The 16,817-nt window shown below is 71.6% G+C and carries 13 protein-coding genes and 1 tRNA gene; 5 read left to right on the top strand and 9 right to left on the bottom strand.

All coding sequences use genetic code 11. The features are described 5' to 3' along the window. Nucleotides 1-13: 13 nt before the first annotated feature. The 3 genes from OG734_RS31105 (at nucleotide 14) to OG734_RS31115 (ending at nucleotide 2,920) form a co-directional block, all read left to right on the top strand. Nucleotides 14-838, top strand: coding sequence for a maleate cis-trans isomerase family protein (locus tag OG734_RS31105; protein WP_330293852.1), 825 nt, complete (start codon nucleotides 14-16; stop codon nucleotides 836-838). After that, complete coding sequence (locus OG734_RS31110; protein ID WP_330290754.1) at nucleotides 835-1,572, top strand: maleate cis-trans isomerase family protein; 738 nt, start codon at nucleotides 835-837, stop codon at nucleotides 1,570-1,572. Before OG734_RS31105 ends, OG734_RS31110 begins: the two co-directional genes overlap by 4 nt. 211 nt (nucleotides 1,573-1,783) lie before the next feature. Beyond that, the gene (locus tag OG734_RS31115) at nucleotides 1,784-2,920 is read left to right on the top strand and encodes an LLM class flavin-dependent oxidoreductase (protein WP_330290755.1); all 1,137 of its coding nucleotides are present in this window, start codon (nucleotides 1,784-1,786) and stop codon (nucleotides 2,918-2,920) included. Nucleotides 2,921-3,025: 105 nt separating this feature from the next. Here OG734_RS31115 and OG734_RS31120 read toward each other — a convergent pair whose 3' ends face one another. After that, the gene (locus OG734_RS31120; RefSeq protein ID WP_330290756.1) at nucleotides 3,026-5,035 is read right to left on the bottom strand and encodes a putative bifunctional diguanylate cyclase/phosphodiesterase; all 2,010 of its coding nucleotides are present in this window, start codon (nucleotides 5,033-5,035) and stop codon (nucleotides 3,026-3,028) included. Between the two features lie 450 nt (nucleotides 5,036-5,485). On the opposite strand from OG734_RS31120, the gene OG734_RS31125 reads away from it, so the two are divergent. Then, nucleotides 5,486-6,859: a M6 family metalloprotease domain-containing protein gene (locus tag OG734_RS31125; protein ID WP_330290757.1), complete on the top strand. Its 1,374-nt coding sequence runs from the start codon at nucleotides 5,486-5,488 to the stop codon at nucleotides 6,857-6,859. A 70-nt stretch (nucleotides 6,860-6,929) separates the two neighbouring features. Here OG734_RS31125 and OG734_RS31130 read toward each other — a convergent pair. The 7 genes from OG734_RS31130 to OG734_RS31160 form a co-directional block, all read right to left on the bottom strand. Then, nucleotides 6,930-7,003, bottom strand: a tRNA-Lys gene (locus OG734_RS31130). Continuing rightward, nucleotides 6,994-7,662, bottom strand: a complete 669-nt coding sequence (locus OG734_RS31135) for a hypothetical protein (RefSeq protein ID WP_330290758.1) — start codon at nucleotides 7,660-7,662, stop codon at nucleotides 6,994-6,996. The genes OG734_RS31130 and OG734_RS31135 overlap by 10 nt, the downstream gene beginning before the upstream one ends. Before the next feature lie 178 nt (nucleotides 7,663-7,840). Continuing rightward, the gene (locus OG734_RS31140; RefSeq protein ID WP_330290759.1) at nucleotides 7,841-8,239 is read right to left on the bottom strand and encodes a hypothetical protein; all 399 of its coding nucleotides are present in this window, start codon (nucleotides 8,237-8,239) and stop codon (nucleotides 7,841-7,843) included. Between the two features lie 363 nt (nucleotides 8,240-8,602). Further along, a complete protein-coding gene (locus tag OG734_RS31145; protein WP_330290760.1) occupies nucleotides 8,603-9,955 on the bottom strand; it encodes an AAA domain-containing protein in 1,353 nt (450 codons plus the stop codon). A gap of 157 nt (nucleotides 9,956-10,112) precedes the next feature. Continuing rightward, on the bottom strand, nucleotides 10,113-11,759 hold the full coding sequence (locus OG734_RS31150; protein ID WP_330290761.1) for a hypothetical protein: 1,647 nt from the start codon (nucleotides 11,757-11,759) through the stop codon (nucleotides 10,113-10,115). Further along, nucleotides 11,750-12,943, bottom strand: a complete 1,194-nt coding sequence (locus tag OG734_RS31155; protein WP_330290762.1) for a hypothetical protein — start codon at nucleotides 12,941-12,943, stop codon at nucleotides 11,750-11,752. The genes OG734_RS31150 and OG734_RS31155 overlap by 10 nt, the downstream gene beginning before the upstream one ends. Further along, a complete protein-coding gene (locus OG734_RS31160) occupies nucleotides 12,894-13,859 on the bottom strand; it encodes a phosphatase PAP2 family protein (protein ID WP_330290763.1) in 966 nt (321 codons plus the stop codon). The genes OG734_RS31155 and OG734_RS31160 overlap by 50 nt, the downstream gene beginning before the upstream one ends. Before the next feature lie 284 nt (nucleotides 13,860-14,143). Between OG734_RS31160 and OG734_RS31165 the strand changes: the two genes are divergently transcribed. Further along, entirely contained in the window at nucleotides 14,144-14,740 is a 597-nt protein-coding gene (locus tag OG734_RS31165) for a histidine phosphatase family protein (RefSeq protein WP_330290764.1), read from the top strand. Nucleotides 14,741-15,176: 436 nt separating this feature from the next. Here the strand turns inward: OG734_RS31165 and OG734_RS31170 are convergent, their stop codons facing one another. After that, nucleotides 15,177-16,625 (bottom strand): hypothetical protein, encoded by a 1,449-nt coding sequence (locus OG734_RS31170; RefSeq protein ID WP_330290765.1) that lies wholly within the window; start codon nucleotides 16,623-16,625, stop codon nucleotides 15,177-15,179. Nucleotides 16,626-16,817 lie beyond the last annotated feature (192 nt).

Genomic DNA, 16,817 nt, shown 5'->3' on the forward strand with positions numbered 1-16,817 from the left:
GCCGGTGCCTGTCATGGATGTGTCGTTTCTCGGTGGACCACGCCCGCAACGCGGCGTAGGCGTAGTGGCACCCTTCGATTTCGCCCTGGACCGCGAGCTGTGGCGCTGGGTCCCGGACGACGTGTCCCTCCACCTCACCCGCACGCCGTATGTCCCCGTGGAGGTCAGCCTCGACCTGGCCCGCCTGGTCAGCGAGCACGAGACTCTCGGCGACGCGGTACGCACCCTCAACGTCATCGCCCCCGAGATCGTCGCCTACGCCTGCACCTCGGGCAGCTTCGTCGGCGGCATCGCCGGTGAGCGGGCGATGTGCGAGGCGATGACCCGGGCGGGCGAGGTCCCGTCGGTGACGACCTCGGGGGCGCTGCTGGAAGCACTCACGGAACTGTCCGTACGCCGGGTGGCCCTCGTCACGCCCTACACGGTGTCGGTGACGCGGGCCTTGGAGGAGTACGTGGCCGAGGCGGGCGTCACGGTGACCGGATGCGCGTACATGGGCCTGACCCGGCACATCTGGAAGGTCCCGTACCGGGCGGTGGCGGACATGGCGAGGCAGGCCACGGCGGGGACCCGGACGGACGCGCTGTTCATCAGCTGCACGAACCTCCCCACGTACGACGTCATCGCGCAGCTGGAGGCCGAACTGCGCATCCCGGTGATCTCGGCCAACCAGGTCACGATGTGGGCAGCGCTGCGTCGAGTGGGTACCCGGGCGGTAGGGCCGTATCAGGCGCTGCTGGACGAGTCGGCACGCGCCTGGCAGGCCCAGGCACTGCCGGAAGAGCGGCAGGAGCGCGCACAGGAACGCGAAGAACAAGAGCGGGAAGGTTGGACATGACGGCACTCGGATTCCTTTACCCGGGCCACTCCGCCGAGGACGACTACCAGCGCATCGAGCAGCTTCTGGGCAGCGACATCCGGCTGGATCTGGTCCATACGGACATCGGCGAGGACGCGCACCGGGTGGACGCGCTCCTGGAAATGGGCTCGGCGGACCGCCTCGCGGCGGGCGTCGAGGCGCTGCGTCTGTCCGGCGCGGAGGCGGTGGTGTGGGCGTGCACCAGCGGCAGCTTCGTGTACGGGTGGAAGGGCGCCCATGAACAGGTACGCACCCTTGCCCAGGCCGCGGGCATGCCGGCGTCCTCGACGTCGTTCGCCTTCGTGCACGCGGCGCGGGAACTCGGGGTACGGAGGGTGGCGATCGGGGCTACGTACCCGGCGGACGTGGCGGAACTGTTCGCGGAGTTCCTGAGGGCGGCGGGGATCGAAGTGACGGCGATCCACAGCGCCGGGATCGTCACGGCGGCGGAAGTGGGGGAGTGGGGAGAGGACGAGCTGACATCGCTGGCCAGGGAGGCACTCGCCGCCGAGTCGGACGCGGAGGCGCTGCTCCTCCCGGACACGGCACTGCACACGGCGTCCCACATCGCGACCCTGGAGAAACACCTGGCGAAGCCGGTCCTCACCGCAAACCAGGTCTCCGTCTGGGAGGCCCTGAGGCTGACGACCCGCAAAGTGAACGCCCCCTCCCTGGGCACGCTCTTCACAAGGGAATCCCTGGTCCAGGCCTGACGCGCCGCGGTCCCACCCTCAGCCCGTCCGGCGTTTGAGGACAAGCGCGTTCAGCGCGGCGGGGGGCTGGGGGTGGAGCCCCCAGGTTCGGGATGGGACGGGTAGGGGCGGCGGGGGCGAAAAACATCCCCGGGAATAAAACGGAGCCCCCCTCCTGTTGCTCCGCCGAGGACAGCGCACCGCACCAGAACAGCAGCAGGAGGCACCCACCGTGACCGCAGACGCGACGCCGGACGCCACGGCAGCCACGACGCCGGACGCGACGCCGGACGAGATCCGAGGCAGGACACAGGGCACCGCCCCCGTCCCCCTCTCCGTCCTCGACCTGGTCACCGTAGGCTCCGGCCACACCGCCACCGACGCGCTGCAAACCAGCGTCGCCCTCTCCCGCCTCACCGAATCCCGCGGCTTCCACCGCTACTGGGTCGCCGAACACCACTCCATGCCCGGCGTAGCCTCCTCCTCGCCCGCCGTGATCCTCGCCCACCTCGCCGCCCACACCCACCGCATCCGCCTGGGCTCCGGCGGAGTGATGCTCCCCAATCACGCCCCCCTCGTCATCGCGGAGCAGTTCGGCACCCTCGAAGCCATGGCACCGGGCCGCATCGACCTGGGTCTCGGCCGAGCCCCCGGCACGGACGGTGCCACCGCCGCGGCCCTCCGCCGCACGGAACGCCTCAACGAAGGTGCCGACGACTTCCCCCAGCAGCTCGCCGAGCTGACCCGCTTCCTGGACGACGACTTCCCGACCGGCCACCCGTACCACCGCATCCACGCCATCCCGGGCCCGATCCAGTCGACGTCCCCGGGCGGAGTCCAGTCCACCCACCGCCCGCCCATCTGGCTGCTCGGCTCCTCCGGCTTCAGCGCCCGCCTGGCCGGTGTACTGGGCCTCCCCTTCGCCTTCGCGCACCACTTCTCCGCGCAGAACACCGTCCCGGCCCTGGACCTCTACCGCGAGTCCTTCCAGCCTTCGGACGTCCTGGACGCCCCCTACGCCTTGATCGGCGTCTCGGCTCTCGCCACCGACGACGAGAACGAGGCCCGCCGTCAGGTACTGGCGATGGGCCTCAACATGGCCCGCCTGCGCTCGGGCCGCCCCGGCCTGTTCCCTGCCCCGGAGGAGGCGGAGGCGTACGAATTCAGCCCGATGGAAAGGGAGTTCGTCAGTTCCTGGATGACGAACATCGTCCACGGCACGGCGGACGAGGTCCGCACCGGCCTGGACGACCTCCAAAAGCGCACGGGAGCCGACGAGTTGATGCTCGTCTCCCACGCCCACCGAGGCGAGCTGCGTCTGCGCTCGTACGAACTCATAGCGGACGCCTACGGATTGCCCACAAACTGACGGAGACCCCGCGACGAAGGAACCCCGCGGCGAAGGAGATTCCCCCGCGTCCCGCAGCGAAGGGGACCCCCCCCGCAGCGAAGGAACCCCCGCAGCGGAGCGGCATCACCCCCGCCGGCAAGCCTTCCCCTCCATCAGCACAGAGATCCGATCCGCCCCCACCGGCCGCGAATAAAGCCACCCCTGCCCCGTGTCGCACCCGATGCGGCGCAGGCGGCCGGCCTGGGCGGCCGTCTCCACGCACTCGGCGGTGACCGTCAGACCCAGCCGGTGCGCGAGCTGGATCATCGCCTCGACGACGATCTCGTCGGCCGGGTTCGGCGCGACGCCCTCACCCTCGTACTGGAACCCACGGACGAAAGAACCGTCCAGTTTCAGTACTGACACCGGCAGCCGGCTGAGGTAGGCGAGGTTCGAGTACCCCGTGCCGAAGTCGTCGATCGCGATGCCCACGCCCATGTCGCTGAGGGCCTGGAGTGCCTGGAGGGGCCGGCCGGCGGAGCCCATGACCGCGGATTCCGTCAGTTCCAGCTGCAACAGACGGGCCGGCAGTCCGGTCTCCGCGAGGATCTCCGCGACGTCCGCCACCAGGTCCGAGTCCCAGACCTGGCGCACGGCCACGTTGACGCTCACGAAGATCGGCGGCTCGTCCGGGCGTTCGAGCTGCCAGCGGCGGGCCTGTCGGCAGGCTGTGGCGAGGACCCAGCGCCCCAGCTGCACGATCGAGCCGTCCTCCTCGGCCAGTCCGATGAACCGATTCGGCGTCAGTGTGCCGAACTGGGGGTGGTGCCAGCGCACCAGCGCCTCCACGCCGTGCACCTGGCCGTCCTCCATGCCCACCAACGGCTGGTAGTCCAGGGCGAATTCGCCCCGCTCGATGGCCGGCCGGAGGGTGGAGGACAGGGCCTGGCGGGTCATGCGGTGGGCGTTGCGCTCGGGGTCGAAGAGTGTCCAGCGGGACTTGCCGTCGGCCTTCGCCCAGTACAGCGTCGTGTCCGCGGCCTGCATCAGACCGGTGGGGGTCGTGCCCGCCGCATGCCGTTCCACGACGCCGATGGACGCGGAGACCGACACCCGCTGACCGGCGAGGTCGAAGGGAAGCTGGAGGGACTTCAGCACCGACTCGGCCAGGTCCGCCAGTTGGTCGGTGCCCGTCGAGTCCTCGATCAGCAGCGCGAACTCGTCGCCGCCCAGTCTCGCCACCAGCGGGGCGACAGCGCCCGGGTTCCGCCGGGCCAGGCCCGCCTCCTCCGCGCACCGCGTGAGACGTTCGGCCACGGCGGCGAGCAGTCGATCGCCGACGCGGTGGCCGAGGGTGTCGTTGACGGCCTTGAAGCCGTCGAGGTCCAGGTAGCACAGGCCGATCCGGCCCGTCCCGCTCTGCTCGTACGACTCCGCCTCCAGCGCCGCCGACAGTCGCTCGAAGAACAGCGTCCGGTTGGGCAGCCGGGTCACCGGATCGTGCATCTGCAAGTGCCGCAGCCGCGCCTGCAGTTCACGGCGTGAGCTGATGTCGGCCACGGACAGCAGGACGCCCTGGCTCCCGTATCCCCGAACTGCCTGCGCCCCCTCCGCAGTTGCCCCTTCCTCCCCTGCCTCCGAGGTGTCCGCCGCCAGCGGGGTGACCGTTACCTGGGCCCAGAGGGAGTGCCCCTCCGGGTGTTTGAGACGTCGTGTGCAGCGCAGCCGTGCCTGCCGGCCGCGCAGCACCTCGCGGTACGCGTGCCAAGCGCGCGTGTCGGACGGCAGGTCCACCAGATCGGCGGCCACCTTCCCGGCCGCCACTTCCGGGTCGATGCCCAGCAGCGCACCCAGGGACTCGTTCGCCGCGACGACCAGGCCCTCACGGTCCACCACGGCCATCGCCAGCGGCGCCGCCGCGAACGCGGCCCGCATCATGGCTGTACCGGCAGCCGCGTGGGAAGAGGGCGTCGACGAGGCGGAACGCGCAGCCGACGCAGCCGACGCAGCCGACGCGGCCGACGTCGCCGAGACGGATGGCGTGGAAGGCATGGATGGCGTGGACGACGCGGAAGACACGTCGGAGTTACTCTCTGTGACGGCCGGCCGGACGAGATCTACCGCGGGCGCCGGCCCTTGGGACGTTCCGCTCACCGCTCGCTCCCGCAGTGCACTCGGTCTTCATGTGGATCCCGTCGGACGGCCTACCGGGCGGCAAACCGCCGCCCTGGCCTTGTCCGTGCAGGAAAGTGTCAGGGAAGTGCCAGGAAAGTGTGCCGATCATAGAGGCTGGCCCGAAGCCCTTCCAGCCACTGTCCAGTGTCCACGAACGACCGGCAGTTCTGACAGATCGTTTCTGCCCGCGCCTGGACGGGTTCCTTCGCTCGCGATCGGTTGTGACGTTCCGTGAGTGATTCGGGGTGTCGCTCCACAAAGGGTGAGCTCCCACATGCATGGTCACCCGTCTGCCCGCTCCCGATCGTCGCTGGTCAACCGCTCGATCGCCGCCCAATCACCCTTCTGGTGCAGACAAACAGGGCATACAAACGCAAGATCACACAGGCTGGGCTGCGGTATCCCCGAAATCCGCACCCGGAGGTCTGCGTGCCGCGTCAGCTCCCCCTCAAGGGGCTCACCCGTGATGCCCTGGCGGGATTCAAGGGGCTCGCGTGCGCCGGAGCGCACCCCCGCTTGCGCAGCACGGCTGCCGTTCTCACCACCATGACTGCCCTCGCCGCCACCTCTCTCATCGCGGGACCCTCGGTCGCCGAACCCTTCTCGGCGCAGCCCTGCGCTCTTCAGCGCACCGACGCCCACCACTCGGAGGGCCTGGACACCTGGAACGCCGCCTATCCGCGACCGTCCCGCGCCCTTGACGCCGTGATGGTGTTCCTGTCCTTCCCGGACGCGCGCCCGCGGAGCACCCCCGCCGCACTCGCCGCCGACCACTTCCCGGCCACCAGCGACTTCTACGCCCGTGCTTCGTACGGCAAGTTCACGCTGCGCCCGCACCCGCTCCGGAACTGGCTCCGGATGCCGCGGCCGTCCACCGCGTACGCCATACAGCGGGACTGGAGTGCAGCCCACCGCGCCGCCTACCTGAGGGACGCGCTCGCCGCCGCCGACCGCGACGTCGACTTCTCGCGCTACGACGTCGTCTACTTCGTGGCCGACCCGGACGCTCCCGGCGTCGACTCCGACGCGACGAAGGTCGTCAACCTGGACGTCCCGCTGCGCGCCGACGGCACGGACATCCGCCGGGTCGTCACCGTCTTCGAGAATCACCCTCCGGACCGGCTCGTCCTCGCCCACGAGACGGGCCACGTCTTCGACCTGCCGGACCTCTACCACCGGCCGGTCGACGGAAAGGGCGACTGGGACACGTACGTCGGCGACTGGGACCTGATGGGCAGCCAGTTCGGTCTGGCGCCGGACCTGTTCGCCTGGCACAAGTGGAAACTCGGGTGGCTGGAACCGCGCCAAGTGGTGTGCGTACGCGGGGGAGGATCGACCCGGCTGACTCTGGAATCGCTGGGGGCACATCCGGCTGCGACCGTATACGCACGTGCGGGTGCGGGTGCGGGTGCGGGTGCGGATGGCGGTGGGGGTACGGGAGCCGGTGCGCCGGTCTTCGGGCAGGGCGACGGGGTGAAGCTGGCCGTGGTGCGCACCGGGGTCGACCGGGCGCTCGCCTTCGAGGCACGGGGGGCGACAGGCAACGACAGCGCGACCTGCAGACAGGGCGTGCTCGTCTACCGGGTGCGCGGCGGGGCCCAGTCGGGCGGTGGCCCGGTCGAGGTGGTCGACGCCCATCCGCGTACCGAGGCCTGCTGGGAGGACTCCGTCTACCCGCCCCTCGCGGACGCGCCCATCGCCCTCGGGGAGAGCTTCACGGTGCCCGGCGAGAACGTCCGCGTCGAGGTGGAGAGCCGTACGCCCTCGGGGGCGTGGACGGTGCAGATCACGGAAGCCGGCTAAGAGGTTTGGCCGGGGGTCCTGAAACGACGTTGGCGAGGCTGTTGGTGAACAGCCTCGCCAATCGACAACGTGCGCCGCCAGGGACTCGAACCCCGGACCCGCTGATTAAGAGTCAGCTGCTCTAACCAACTGAGCTAGCGGCGCTTGCTGACGTCGTAGACCTTAGCACCCTGATCGGCGGGAGGAAAAATCGATATCCGCACCCCACTGGAGACCGCGGCACGGGCCGCTCGTACGGCCGCCCAGAGCAGAATTTCCGGGCCCGGAAGCCAGGGACGGCTGGTGTCGGGGGCGACGACCCAGCGCGATTCGGGGCGGGGATCGCCCTCTTCCTCCCCGTGTTCGGGCTCGTCGGTCACCAGTGAGGGGACCGTCACCGCGTCGCCGCGGCCGTGGCACAGGAGCGGCGGAATCGTGAGGCGGCGGCGTCCGGCGCCACCATCACCGCCATCAGTGCCATTACCGAGTTCGCCGACATCGCTGGCGGAGCCCCACTCCTCCCACCTCAGGAGTGACGGCAGCCGCTGGGCCGTCCCCAGCGCCGCGAAGAGGAGTATCCGGCCCCGGTAGGCCGCGACCGGGCCCGAGCCGGGCCCGTCGTCCCAGAGGCGGTCGAGCATCCTGCGGCCGAAGATGGCGGGCACGTTGACGACGTCGAACGCGGTGCCGCAGGGCAGGACGAGCGGGGCGGTGGGCCGCTCGGCCCAGAGCGAGAGCGTGCTGCGCGGATACGTTCCTGCGGAGGCGAGCCAGACGGCCCCCTCCGAGGTGACTCCGGATACGTCAGAGTGTGTGCTGCTCATGGCATCTAGATCTACCGGCAGTGAGCATGCGGTCTCCGAGGGTTGCCGGAAACCGGGACGGGAGGGGGCAAGGTGGAGTACCTTGCCCACCTGAATATGCCGCACGGACTTTCTGGACCGGGCTGGATCGGACCGGACTGAAGTGGATCAGACCGGGACCGAATCGGACCGGACCGAATCAGACGGGGTCGACGTGACCGTGGCCATGGTCGCTGCTGCCGCCCCCGCTGGCGTTCTCCCCGCCACCGCGCAGCAGCTCACGGCCGTACTCGACCATCTTCCGCGCGTAGTCCTCGGTCCACTCGGCCCGCTCCGCGATGTCGGCAGTGGTCAGCCGGTCGAAGCGGCGCGGGTCGGCCAGCTGGGCCGCCGCCATCGCCTGGTACTCCACCGCGCGGTCGGTCGCGGCGCGGAACGCCTGGGTCAGCTCCGTGGCGCGGGTCAGCAGCGCGCGCGGGTCGTCGATCGACTCCAGGTCGAAGAAGTGCTCGGGGTCGTCGGCCACCTGAGTGGGCTCGAAGAGCAGGGGCGCGGGGCGTAGCCGCGGTTCGTTGCGACGCGGCGTGGGCTCCGCCATGTCTTCTCCTCCTCGTACGGTCCGCACCGTTCATACGTGCCCTTCATGCACCACGGCATGTACGGCACACGGTCGAAATGGCCCCGCCGTCCAGCCGGGCCACCGTCCATTGTCCCCTGCCCGCGCAAGTGGGCCCCGGGTTCGCCCGACAGGGCAGCTGATCTGCCCCTACGGCCGCCAGGCGGCCCGGTGCTCCGCCAGCTGCGACAGCACCGCATGGTTCGCCATGGTTCGCCTCCCAGCCGTCCGGGCTGTGTTCATCGGCCGCCTCCGGCGGTGTGCCGGACTCCGTCCGGCGATTGGGCGGCGCCGGTGGTGGGCGTCTGCCGGTCGGCCGCCGGAGTGCACGTCACGACTGCCGGGTCAGGGCCGCCAGGCGACCCGGTGCTCCGCCAGATGTGACAGCACCGCATGGTTCGCCTCCCAGCCGTCCGGGAACTTCACCGTCACCCCCAGCTGCACCGGCTCCGTCGACGGATGATCGTCCAGGAGTTCGGTCACCCCCGCCCGGCACACCACCACGCACGCGTGCCGGTGTCTGGAGGCCAGGACACAGAGGCGGCCCGTCTCCAGGTGGAAGGCGGTGGCGTCGGGGCGGCCCGAGAGAGGGTGCAGGACCACCGTCACGTCGAACTCCCGCCCCTGGAGGCGGTTCGCCGTGTCTACGGTGACGTCCGCCACCCCCAGCTCGGCGAGCGCCGCCCGGACCGCCGCCGCCTGGTCCCGGTGTGCGGTGCCGACCGCGATCCGGTCGGCCGTGAGAGGCGTCGGCTCGGGCCCGCGCTCCGAGGTGGCCGCGCCGCCCCGGTCCAGCATGCGGCGTACGACCATGGCGACCGCGCGTACCGCCTCGGGGTCCGTACGAGGGGTGTGCCGGGCGGGGAGTTCCAGCAGGCCCCAGCCCGATTCGGCGGCCTCGTCGAGCACCCGGTCCGGGCCCGAGCCGTCCGACGGGACCGCGAAGGCGAGCCGCCGGTCGCCGTGGCTGGTGCCGCTGCGGAACGGGGTGTACGGGTAGAAGGCGGCCGAGACGAGGGGCGCGGCCGAGGCCGGGAGCCGCCAGGACACCGGCAGGCGGTGCTGGGGCAGCTCGGGGTTGTGGGCCAGGAGGGTGGTGACCGCCGAGGCCGAGGGATCGTACGACAGGCCCGCCCACTGCTCCGCGCCGACGATCGAGAAGGGGTCCAACTGGCCCGGGTCGCCCACGAACAGGGCCCGCTCGAACAGTCCGGCAACGGCGAGCAGCGCGTCCGAGCGCATCTGGTACGCCTCGTCCACGATCGCGTGCCGCCACGGCTCGTCGACCTTGACGTGGGCCCACTTGGCGGCCGTGGAGATAACCACGTCCAGGCCCGCGAGTTCGGCGGCCTTGGCGGACTTCCGTACGTTCGGCAGGTCGTCCAGCGACTTGTCGTACGGGTCGGAGTCGCTGCTGTGCAGGCGGCCCACCGGCAGCTCGGGGTTCTTCTCGGCGAGGCGGACGACGAGGTCGTCGACCTGGGCGTTCGTCTGCGCGATGACCATCAACGGGCGCCCGGCCTCGGCCAGTTCGAGCGCGGCCCGGACCACGAGCGTGGACTTCCCGGCCCCGGGCGGCGAGTCGACGACGACTCCACGGTGGGTGCCGTGCAGCGTGTCATGGAGGATCGCGTCGGTGGCCCGGCCGGCGGCGGCGCCGGGATCGAAGGCGGCCTGCGGGGGGTGAGCGGGGTTCACAGGGGGCCTTCCTCGGGGGTGGGGTGGCGGCGGTCGCCGGAGGCCGAAGTGCCCCTGTGCGCGCGGGCTGTCGTCCGGACGTCAGCCTCGGTGCGGCGGCGGCCCCGGCGGTGTTGTCGGGCGGCGGCGATCGAAATACCCCTCCGCGAACCGGCGTTCACAGCACGTCCTCATTGGTCACCGGGTCGGCCGCCGGTAGCGCCGGTGTCGCTTCCTCGCCCGGTGGTCCGCCGTGGGTCCACGGGGTCTGGTCCGCGTCGGGGAGCTTCGCGCCGCCCCGCTGTTCGTGCTCGAAGAGCGTGAAGCAGACCAGGTCCCCCTTCTCGGGCACCGATCCGACCTCGGGCTCCTTGCCCCGGCCCATCTTGTCGACCACCCGAAGAACGATCAGCGCAGCCCCCTCATCACCCTTCCCGTCGGCGCCCTTCCCCTCGCCCCCGTGGCCCTCCTCATGGCCCACGAACTCCGCCGCCTGTGGCTTGCCGCCCAGCGAGCGGTACACCTTCACCCGCTCGCCGAGCTGCGGACGGTCGTCCGTGCGTACGGTGACCAGTGGGCGCGGGCTCGGGCGTTTGCCGTCGCTGTACGTCATGACGACGTCCGTGACCTCGCCCGCGAACGCCTCCCCGGACAGCCGCCGGCCCGCCATCACCAGCGGGTCGTCCAGGGCCTCCTGGGCCTCCAGCCGGGCCTGTTCACGCTCGCGCGTGGCCAGTTTGTTGGCTGCCGTCACCGCGTCGTCGCGGCGCGGCTGCGGGGGCTCGCCCGCGGTGACCCGGTCGCGGTGGCCGGTGAACGACCAGCGGTCGCGCGTCCACCGGTCCGCCGCGTGGGCGCCCTCCGGCAGTGTCCGCAGCAGGTCGAGGCCGCGCCACACCGCGTCCCAGGTGGGCCGCGTACGGCTCTCGACGAGAGCGCGGATCTCCCGCTCGGCGGCGGTGAGTTCACCGAGCCGGTCGTCCGCCGACTCGCCGTCCTCGGCGGCGGCGAGCGCGGTCCGCGCGCGGTTGTAGTTCTCGATCGCGGGGGCGAGCAGCTTGTTGTCGAACGCGGGGTCGGTCGCCGGACCGGCCGGCGGCCACAGCAGCTGCCCCTTCCCGTCCCGCGCCAACTCGGCCCGCAGCGCAGCCTCGGCGCCCGACACGCCGTCCGGCGGATCGATCCAGGCCAGTAGTGCGCCCAGGTGCTGGTCCTCCAGCGTGGACTGCCCGGTGGCCCAGTGCCGCGACAGCACGTCCGTCAGCGCCAGGAGGAGTGCGGACCCGGGGACCCGGGCGCGCTCCCCGTAGTGCGTGAACCAGCGGCCGAGCAACGGCACCCGGGGCGGCGCGGGATGCGGTGTCTCCGGGTCCTGTTCCGCCGTACGCCTGAAGCGCATCGAGCGGCCCAGCAGCCGTACGAAGTCGATGCCGGCGCGGCTCGGGACGATCAACTGGGGTGCGTCCGCGCACAGTTCGACCTCGACCTTGATGCGCTTGCCGGTCTCCGGGTCGATCTCGTTGCGCTCTGCGGCCTCCACGGCGTCGGCGTAGGAGTCGATGAACGGCAGGACGACGTCGGCGAGTTCGGCGAGGAACGCGAACCTCAGGTCGCGGTCGCGCGGCTGCGGTACGACGAGCAGGCGCGGCGCGTCCCGGTCATCGCCGACCAGCGCCCCCAGCGGGGCCCCGGCCTCACCGGCGGTGGTGAGCGGTACGAGGACGAGGGGCCGCCCGGACAGGTGCCGGTGCCGGACGGTGGCGGCGGGCTGGGCGCGGCCGGTGCTGACGGCTTCGAGGCGGGCGAGGGTGGCGATCAGCGACATACGGCGCCCTCCGGTTCCAACCCCGGCTCCGGAGCGGCGAGTTCGGCGCCGCGCAGCGCCTCCGCGCGCAGGGTCGCAGCCCTCCGTAGCGCGGCCACTGTCGGGTCCTGGGGGTCACCGGACCGGCCGTGGGCCGCCGACAACACGTCGTCGACCGTGGTGAGGGCGCCCAGTTCGGACCGTACGGAACGGCCCAGGGATGTCACCGCGCCCTGCGCGCGGGAACGGTCGCGGCAGTGGAAGGCCAGCTCGCACGCGGACAGGCACTCCGGCGCGTACTCCGCGGGGACCGACTCGACCGCCGCGGTCAGTTCGGCGGTGGGCAGGTCCGGGGCGAAGCAGGTGCCCTCGGGGAGGGCCTCGGCGATGTCCTCGATGCGGGTCAGCCGGGACAGCTGGCGGCCGGTCACCGCGCGCTGTTTGCGGACGTCGACCGCGGAGGCGGCCGGAAGGTTGGAGAAGTCCTTCGGGCAGACCAGCAGCACACGGTGGCGCACCGTCGGCGCCGGATCGCTGCCCTGGGTGAGCCGGGCGGCGACCTCCTCCAGCGCCAGCACATACACCGCGGCCTGACGGGCCGCCGCGCCCACTTTGGCGGGGTCCGCCGAACCGTCCAGCATCGGGAAGGACTTGATCTCCACGACCGACCAGCTGCCGTCCGGGTGTACGACCACCGCGTCCGGCTCCAGGAAGGCCGGGGAGCCCGCGACGTCGAGGGCGAGCATGGGGTGGTCGAGGAGCGTCCAGCCGCCGGTACCGGTGCCGGCCCTCGCGGTTGTGGCGTCGCGCAGGGCCAGTGCCGTCCGTGCCGTGCGGCCCTCCGGCCCGGTCGCCGTGAGGTCGGGGACCTCGGCCTCCGCCGGGGCTACCGCACCCGGGTCCAGCTTCTCGTGCACCAGCCGGAGCAGCTCCGCGCCGCCGTCGGCCTTGACCCGGGCCTCGAAGGTGTTGCCGCGCGCCAGGGCGAACTGGGACTGTCCGAAGGCGGACGGTGAGCCCAGCGCGCTCGCCAGCGTCGCCTTGTTCACCCCCGCGCCGTCCAGGATCGCGCGTCGTCTGCACCCGGGGTTGGCGGCGAGGGCCGCGAGGGCGCGCGCGTCCAGTGCCTTCGGTGGTACCGCCGGACCGCGCAGCTCAGCGAGCCGCTGCCGCAGCGCCGTCCCCCGCGTCCGCGGAAGCGGCACCCGGCTTGGCTTCTGGCCCGGGAACTGGCCCGAAGACGGACTCGCGCTGCCTTGGAATTCGCTCACGCGGGGAAGTCTGGCATCCACCACTGACAATTGGGGCCTCTGCGCCGCGAGAGCGCGTTGCGACGGGTGCGACGCGGGCCGTGATCCACACCCTCGCCCGGTCCGCGTTCCGTATGACGAGCGGTGCCAGCAGCAGCCCGAGGCCCATCACTGCGGCGCCCGCGGCCGCGTCGAGGAAGTAGTGGTTCGCGGTGCCCATCACGACGATCGTCGTGATCAACGGGTAGACGACGGCCAGGACCTTGGTGGTGCGCGTACCGCCGTACCGCCACAGCATCACTCCGCACCACAGGGCCCAGCCGACGTGCAGGCTCGGCATCGCCGCGTACTGGTTCGTCATGCCGCCGAGCCCTCGCGGGGCGCTGGCCTGGCCGCCCCACCAGCCGTACGAGCTGTACTGGGCCATCGTGTCCACGAAGCCGTGGCCGGCCTCCAGGAGGCGGGGCGGGCAGGTGGGCAGCAGGGTGAAGCCGATGAGGCCGATGAAGGTCGAGGTCATCAGCCAGGTGCGGGCCGCCCGGTAGCGGACGGCACGGGACCGGAAGAGCCAGATCAGGATGGCGGGGGTGACGAGGTAGTGCAGCGACGCGTACCAGAAGTCGGCCGGTATGCCGATCCAGGGTTCGCGGGTGAACAGGCGGTTGAGCGGGTGCTCGGCGTTCAACCACCAGGACTTCTCGAACCTGAGGATCGCCAGGCCGTGCTCGACGGCGGTCGACTCGTCGCCCCGCACCAGCAGGCGTCCGGCCGAATAGCACGCGTAGACCAGCAGGATCAGTGGCAGCTCGGTCCACCAGCGGAGGCGGGTGGGCGAGGCCGTCTCGGGCCGTGCAGTATCGGTCGCCGGCATCCGATCGTCTCTCCCACTCTCTGTCCCCGTCTAGCTGCGCCTCCGTCGTCGGTGGCCTGCGGTTCGCCCGATTTTACGGTGTACGTGAACGCCCCATGAAGCGCCCCTGTCACACAGGACGCAAAGATCGGCCCCTCGGTTGCCCCCGGACAGCGTGCGCGATGATGGAGGGGTTCCGCCTCGGTTTTTCGCCAATAGGTACACCTGATTCGCTTCGGCGCTCCTTTTCCTCCACCTTTCGCCTTGTTCGCCACGCTTACCGTCTCCCCCCGGAAGGGCTCCTCATGTCATCGCGCATCCTGCTGGCCCGGCACGGACAGACGGAGTGGTCGCTGTCCGGCAAGCACACCGGCAGGACCGACATCCCCCTCCTGGAGGAGGGCCGGCGCGGTGCCAAGCTGCTCGGCGAACGACTGCACCGGGCGCCCTTCGAGGGGCTTGCGGGCGTCGAGGTGCGCACGAGCCCGCTGGCACGCGCGCGTGAGACGTGCGAGATCGCCGGGTTCGGTGAGCGCGCGGCCGAGTGGGACACGCTGATGGAGTGGGACTACGGGGCGTACGAGGGCATGACTCCCGCGGAGATCCAGGCCGTGCGGCCGGGGTGGCTGATCTGGCGGGACGGGGTCCCAGGGGGCGAGAGCCTGGAGGCGGTCACCGCGCGCGCGGACGAGGTGGTCGCGTGGGCGCGGTCGGAGGATCGTGACGTGCTGGTGTTCGCGCACGGCCACATCCTGCGGTCGATCGGCGCGCGCTGGCTGGGGCTGCCGCTCGAGTTCGCGGCACGGATCCGACTGAATCCGACGTCGCTGTCGATACTGGGCTGGGCCTACGGGGAACCGGCGATCGAGAGCTGGAACGACTTGGGGCACCTGGCCGGGTAGCGAACCGCACCCGGCGCCGGTGCTGACGGCGGGTGCGATTCGCTACCCGGCGCTTACGGGGTGCCGCTCGCGGTGACACGGGCGCCGCCCCTAGCGACACGCATGCCCGCGGCCGGGCGGGCTGAACGGGCGCCGCGTGTGCCCGCAGCCGCGTGGCTGGGCCGGCACTTCGGTGCCTATGAACCCCGGCCGACTGGAGTGCCCCTTCAGGGGCGCGGGGCTGTGACATTGTGCGGCTCCGCCGCGTGGGCGCGACCAGCCCCCACCGGGCCCGCAGCCGGACAGGTGGGCGAGCCGCTCGGCACGTGGGAACTCCGTCGGCTGAGGCGCCCTTAGAGGGGCGCGGGGCTGTGACATTGTGTGGCTCCGCCGCGTGGGCGCGATCAGCCCCCACCGGGCCCGCAGCCGGGCAGGATTGAAGGGCCCCGCCCCGCAGCTATGCCGTGCGCGGCAGACTCGCGTGGCGTTCCAGGAACGCCGACACCCCTGCCGCCCGCCGGTGAGGCAGAAGCACCCTCGCCGTCGCCGCCAGCATCGTCTGGATACGGGACGACTGGACCTCGTCCAGCAGATCCAGCACCCGCATGCCTGCCGTCGCAGCCTCGTCCGGGTGGCCGCCGCGGGCCAGGTCGTCGGTGAGTTCGGCCGTGTAGAGGGCGATGTTCCTGGTGAAGTGCGGGTTCTGGAGATGGGCCGCGCGGCGGGCGTGCCGGGCCGCGCGGGGCCAGTCGCCCAGTGTCGACCAGCACTGCGCCTCCAGGCCCTCCAGCTCGGCCTCCCCGTAGAAGCTCATCCACTCGGGGTCGGCCTCCGAGGGGCCGCGTTGGTACAGCCCTTGGGCCCGCGCCAGTGCCTGTTCGCAGCCGGCGCGGTCGGCGAGGCCCGCCCAGCCGCCCGCCTCGCGCAGCGCGAGCAGCGACATCAGACGGGGCGAGCCCAGGGGCCGGGCCACGCGCTGCGCGGCCTGCGCCGCTCTGACCGCCTCGCGCGGACGCCCCGCGTCGCGCGCGAGGAACGCCGTGTTGCAGAAGGCGTGTGCCTCCAGGGCCGCGTCCCCGGACACGCGGGCGGTCGCCAGTGCCTCCGCGTAGTGCGAGCGCGCGTCGTCGAAGCGGCCCGAGTCGTGCGCCAGCCAGCCGACGGAGATGGCGAGTTCACCCGCGCCCGCGTGCAGCCGGTCGGCGGTGGTCTGCCGTACCGCGCCCGCGTCGAGCAGTTCGTAGGCGGCCCGCAGCGGGGCGGCGGCGCGTCGGTAGAGGCCGTCCGCGCCGTGCCGGTCGTCGAGCAGTCTGATGCGGCGTACGGCCTCTTCCAGGGCGCTCGCCTCACCGGCTCCGACGCGGCGCGTGGGACGGTCCGCGGCCGAGGCCTCGTAGGCGAGCCCGAAGGGGCTCAGGGAGGCGGCTGCCACAGTGGCACCACCCGTCATGAATGCGCGACGCAGCACGTCGCTCTCCTCGTAGTTGTCGTGCGTTTCGTACGGGTCCTGCGCGTCCTGCATGTCATACGGCTCGTACGCCCCCGGTGTCTCACCGGTGCCGGACGTCGGGATCGCGGCGTGCGCGGGGGGCGCGTCCTCCGTTTCGCGCGCTCCGCGTCCGCGTACCGACGCGCGGGGCGCGAACCCCAGGTCGGCCAGGGTCCGGCCGGGGAACATATGCAGGAACACCCGCTCGTACGCGTAGTTGGGGCAGCGGATCTCACCCGCTTCGACCCGACCGACGTAACGAGCGTCACAGCTGACCCGCTCCCCGATCTCGCGGGCGGCCCGCCGTACCGCCGCGGCGAACTCGCCCGGAGAGCGCTGCCCGCGCAACTGCCGAAAGGCGAGGTTCGGCCGTGGCGGCCGGGGGGACTGCGACGAGGTCACCGTTGACGACGTCATGGCCGGGCCCTCTCTGCGAACCGTCGAACCGTGCCGGATTCCTGACGAGTTGGAACAGTTATCCATCGGACGTCCTGTTTCCGGCGGGCAAGAACGTACCCGCTGTGCACGACCCGCCATGCGGGGTTTGGCTACAAACCGGATATCTCATCCACGATCTGCCATGAACTGCCATCCTTTGCGGCGGTCTTG

The organism is Streptomyces sp. NBC_00576 (genome assembly GCF_036345175.1).
Classification (GTDB): domain Bacteria; phylum Actinomycetota; class Actinomycetes; order Streptomycetales; family Streptomycetaceae; genus Streptomyces.

Excerpts from the sequence above, each read along its gene's own strand:
- OG734_RS31105 (WP_330293852.1), top strand. The coding sequence starts at position 14 with ATGGATGTGTCGTTTCTCGGTGGACCACGCCCGCAACGCGGCGTAGGC.
- OG734_RS31110 (WP_330290754.1), top strand. The coding sequence starts at position 835 with ATGACGGCACTCGGATTCCTTTACCCGGGCCACTCCGCCGAGGACGAC.
- OG734_RS31135 (WP_330290758.1), bottom strand. The coding sequence starts at position 7,662 with ATGAGCAGCACACACTCTGACGTATCCGGAGTCACCTCGGAGGGGGCC.
- OG734_RS31140 (WP_330290759.1), bottom strand. The coding sequence starts at position 8,239 with ATGGCGGAGCCCACGCCGCGTCGCAACGAACCGCGGCTACGCCCCGCG.
- OG734_RS31150 (WP_330290761.1), bottom strand. The coding sequence starts at position 11,759 with ATGTCGCTGATCGCCACCCTCGCCCGCCTCGAAGCCGTCAGCACCGGC.
- OG734_RS31160 (WP_330290763.1), bottom strand. The coding sequence starts at position 13,859 with ATGCCGGCGACCGATACTGCACGGCCCGAGACGGCCTCGCCCACCCGC.
- OG734_RS31165 (WP_330290764.1), top strand. The coding sequence starts at position 14,144 with ATGTCATCGCGCATCCTGCTGGCCCGGCACGGACAGACGGAGTGGTCG.
- OG734_RS31170 (WP_330290765.1), bottom strand. The coding sequence starts at position 16,625 with ATGACGTCGTCAACGGTGACCTCGTCGCAGTCCCCCCGGCCGCCACGG.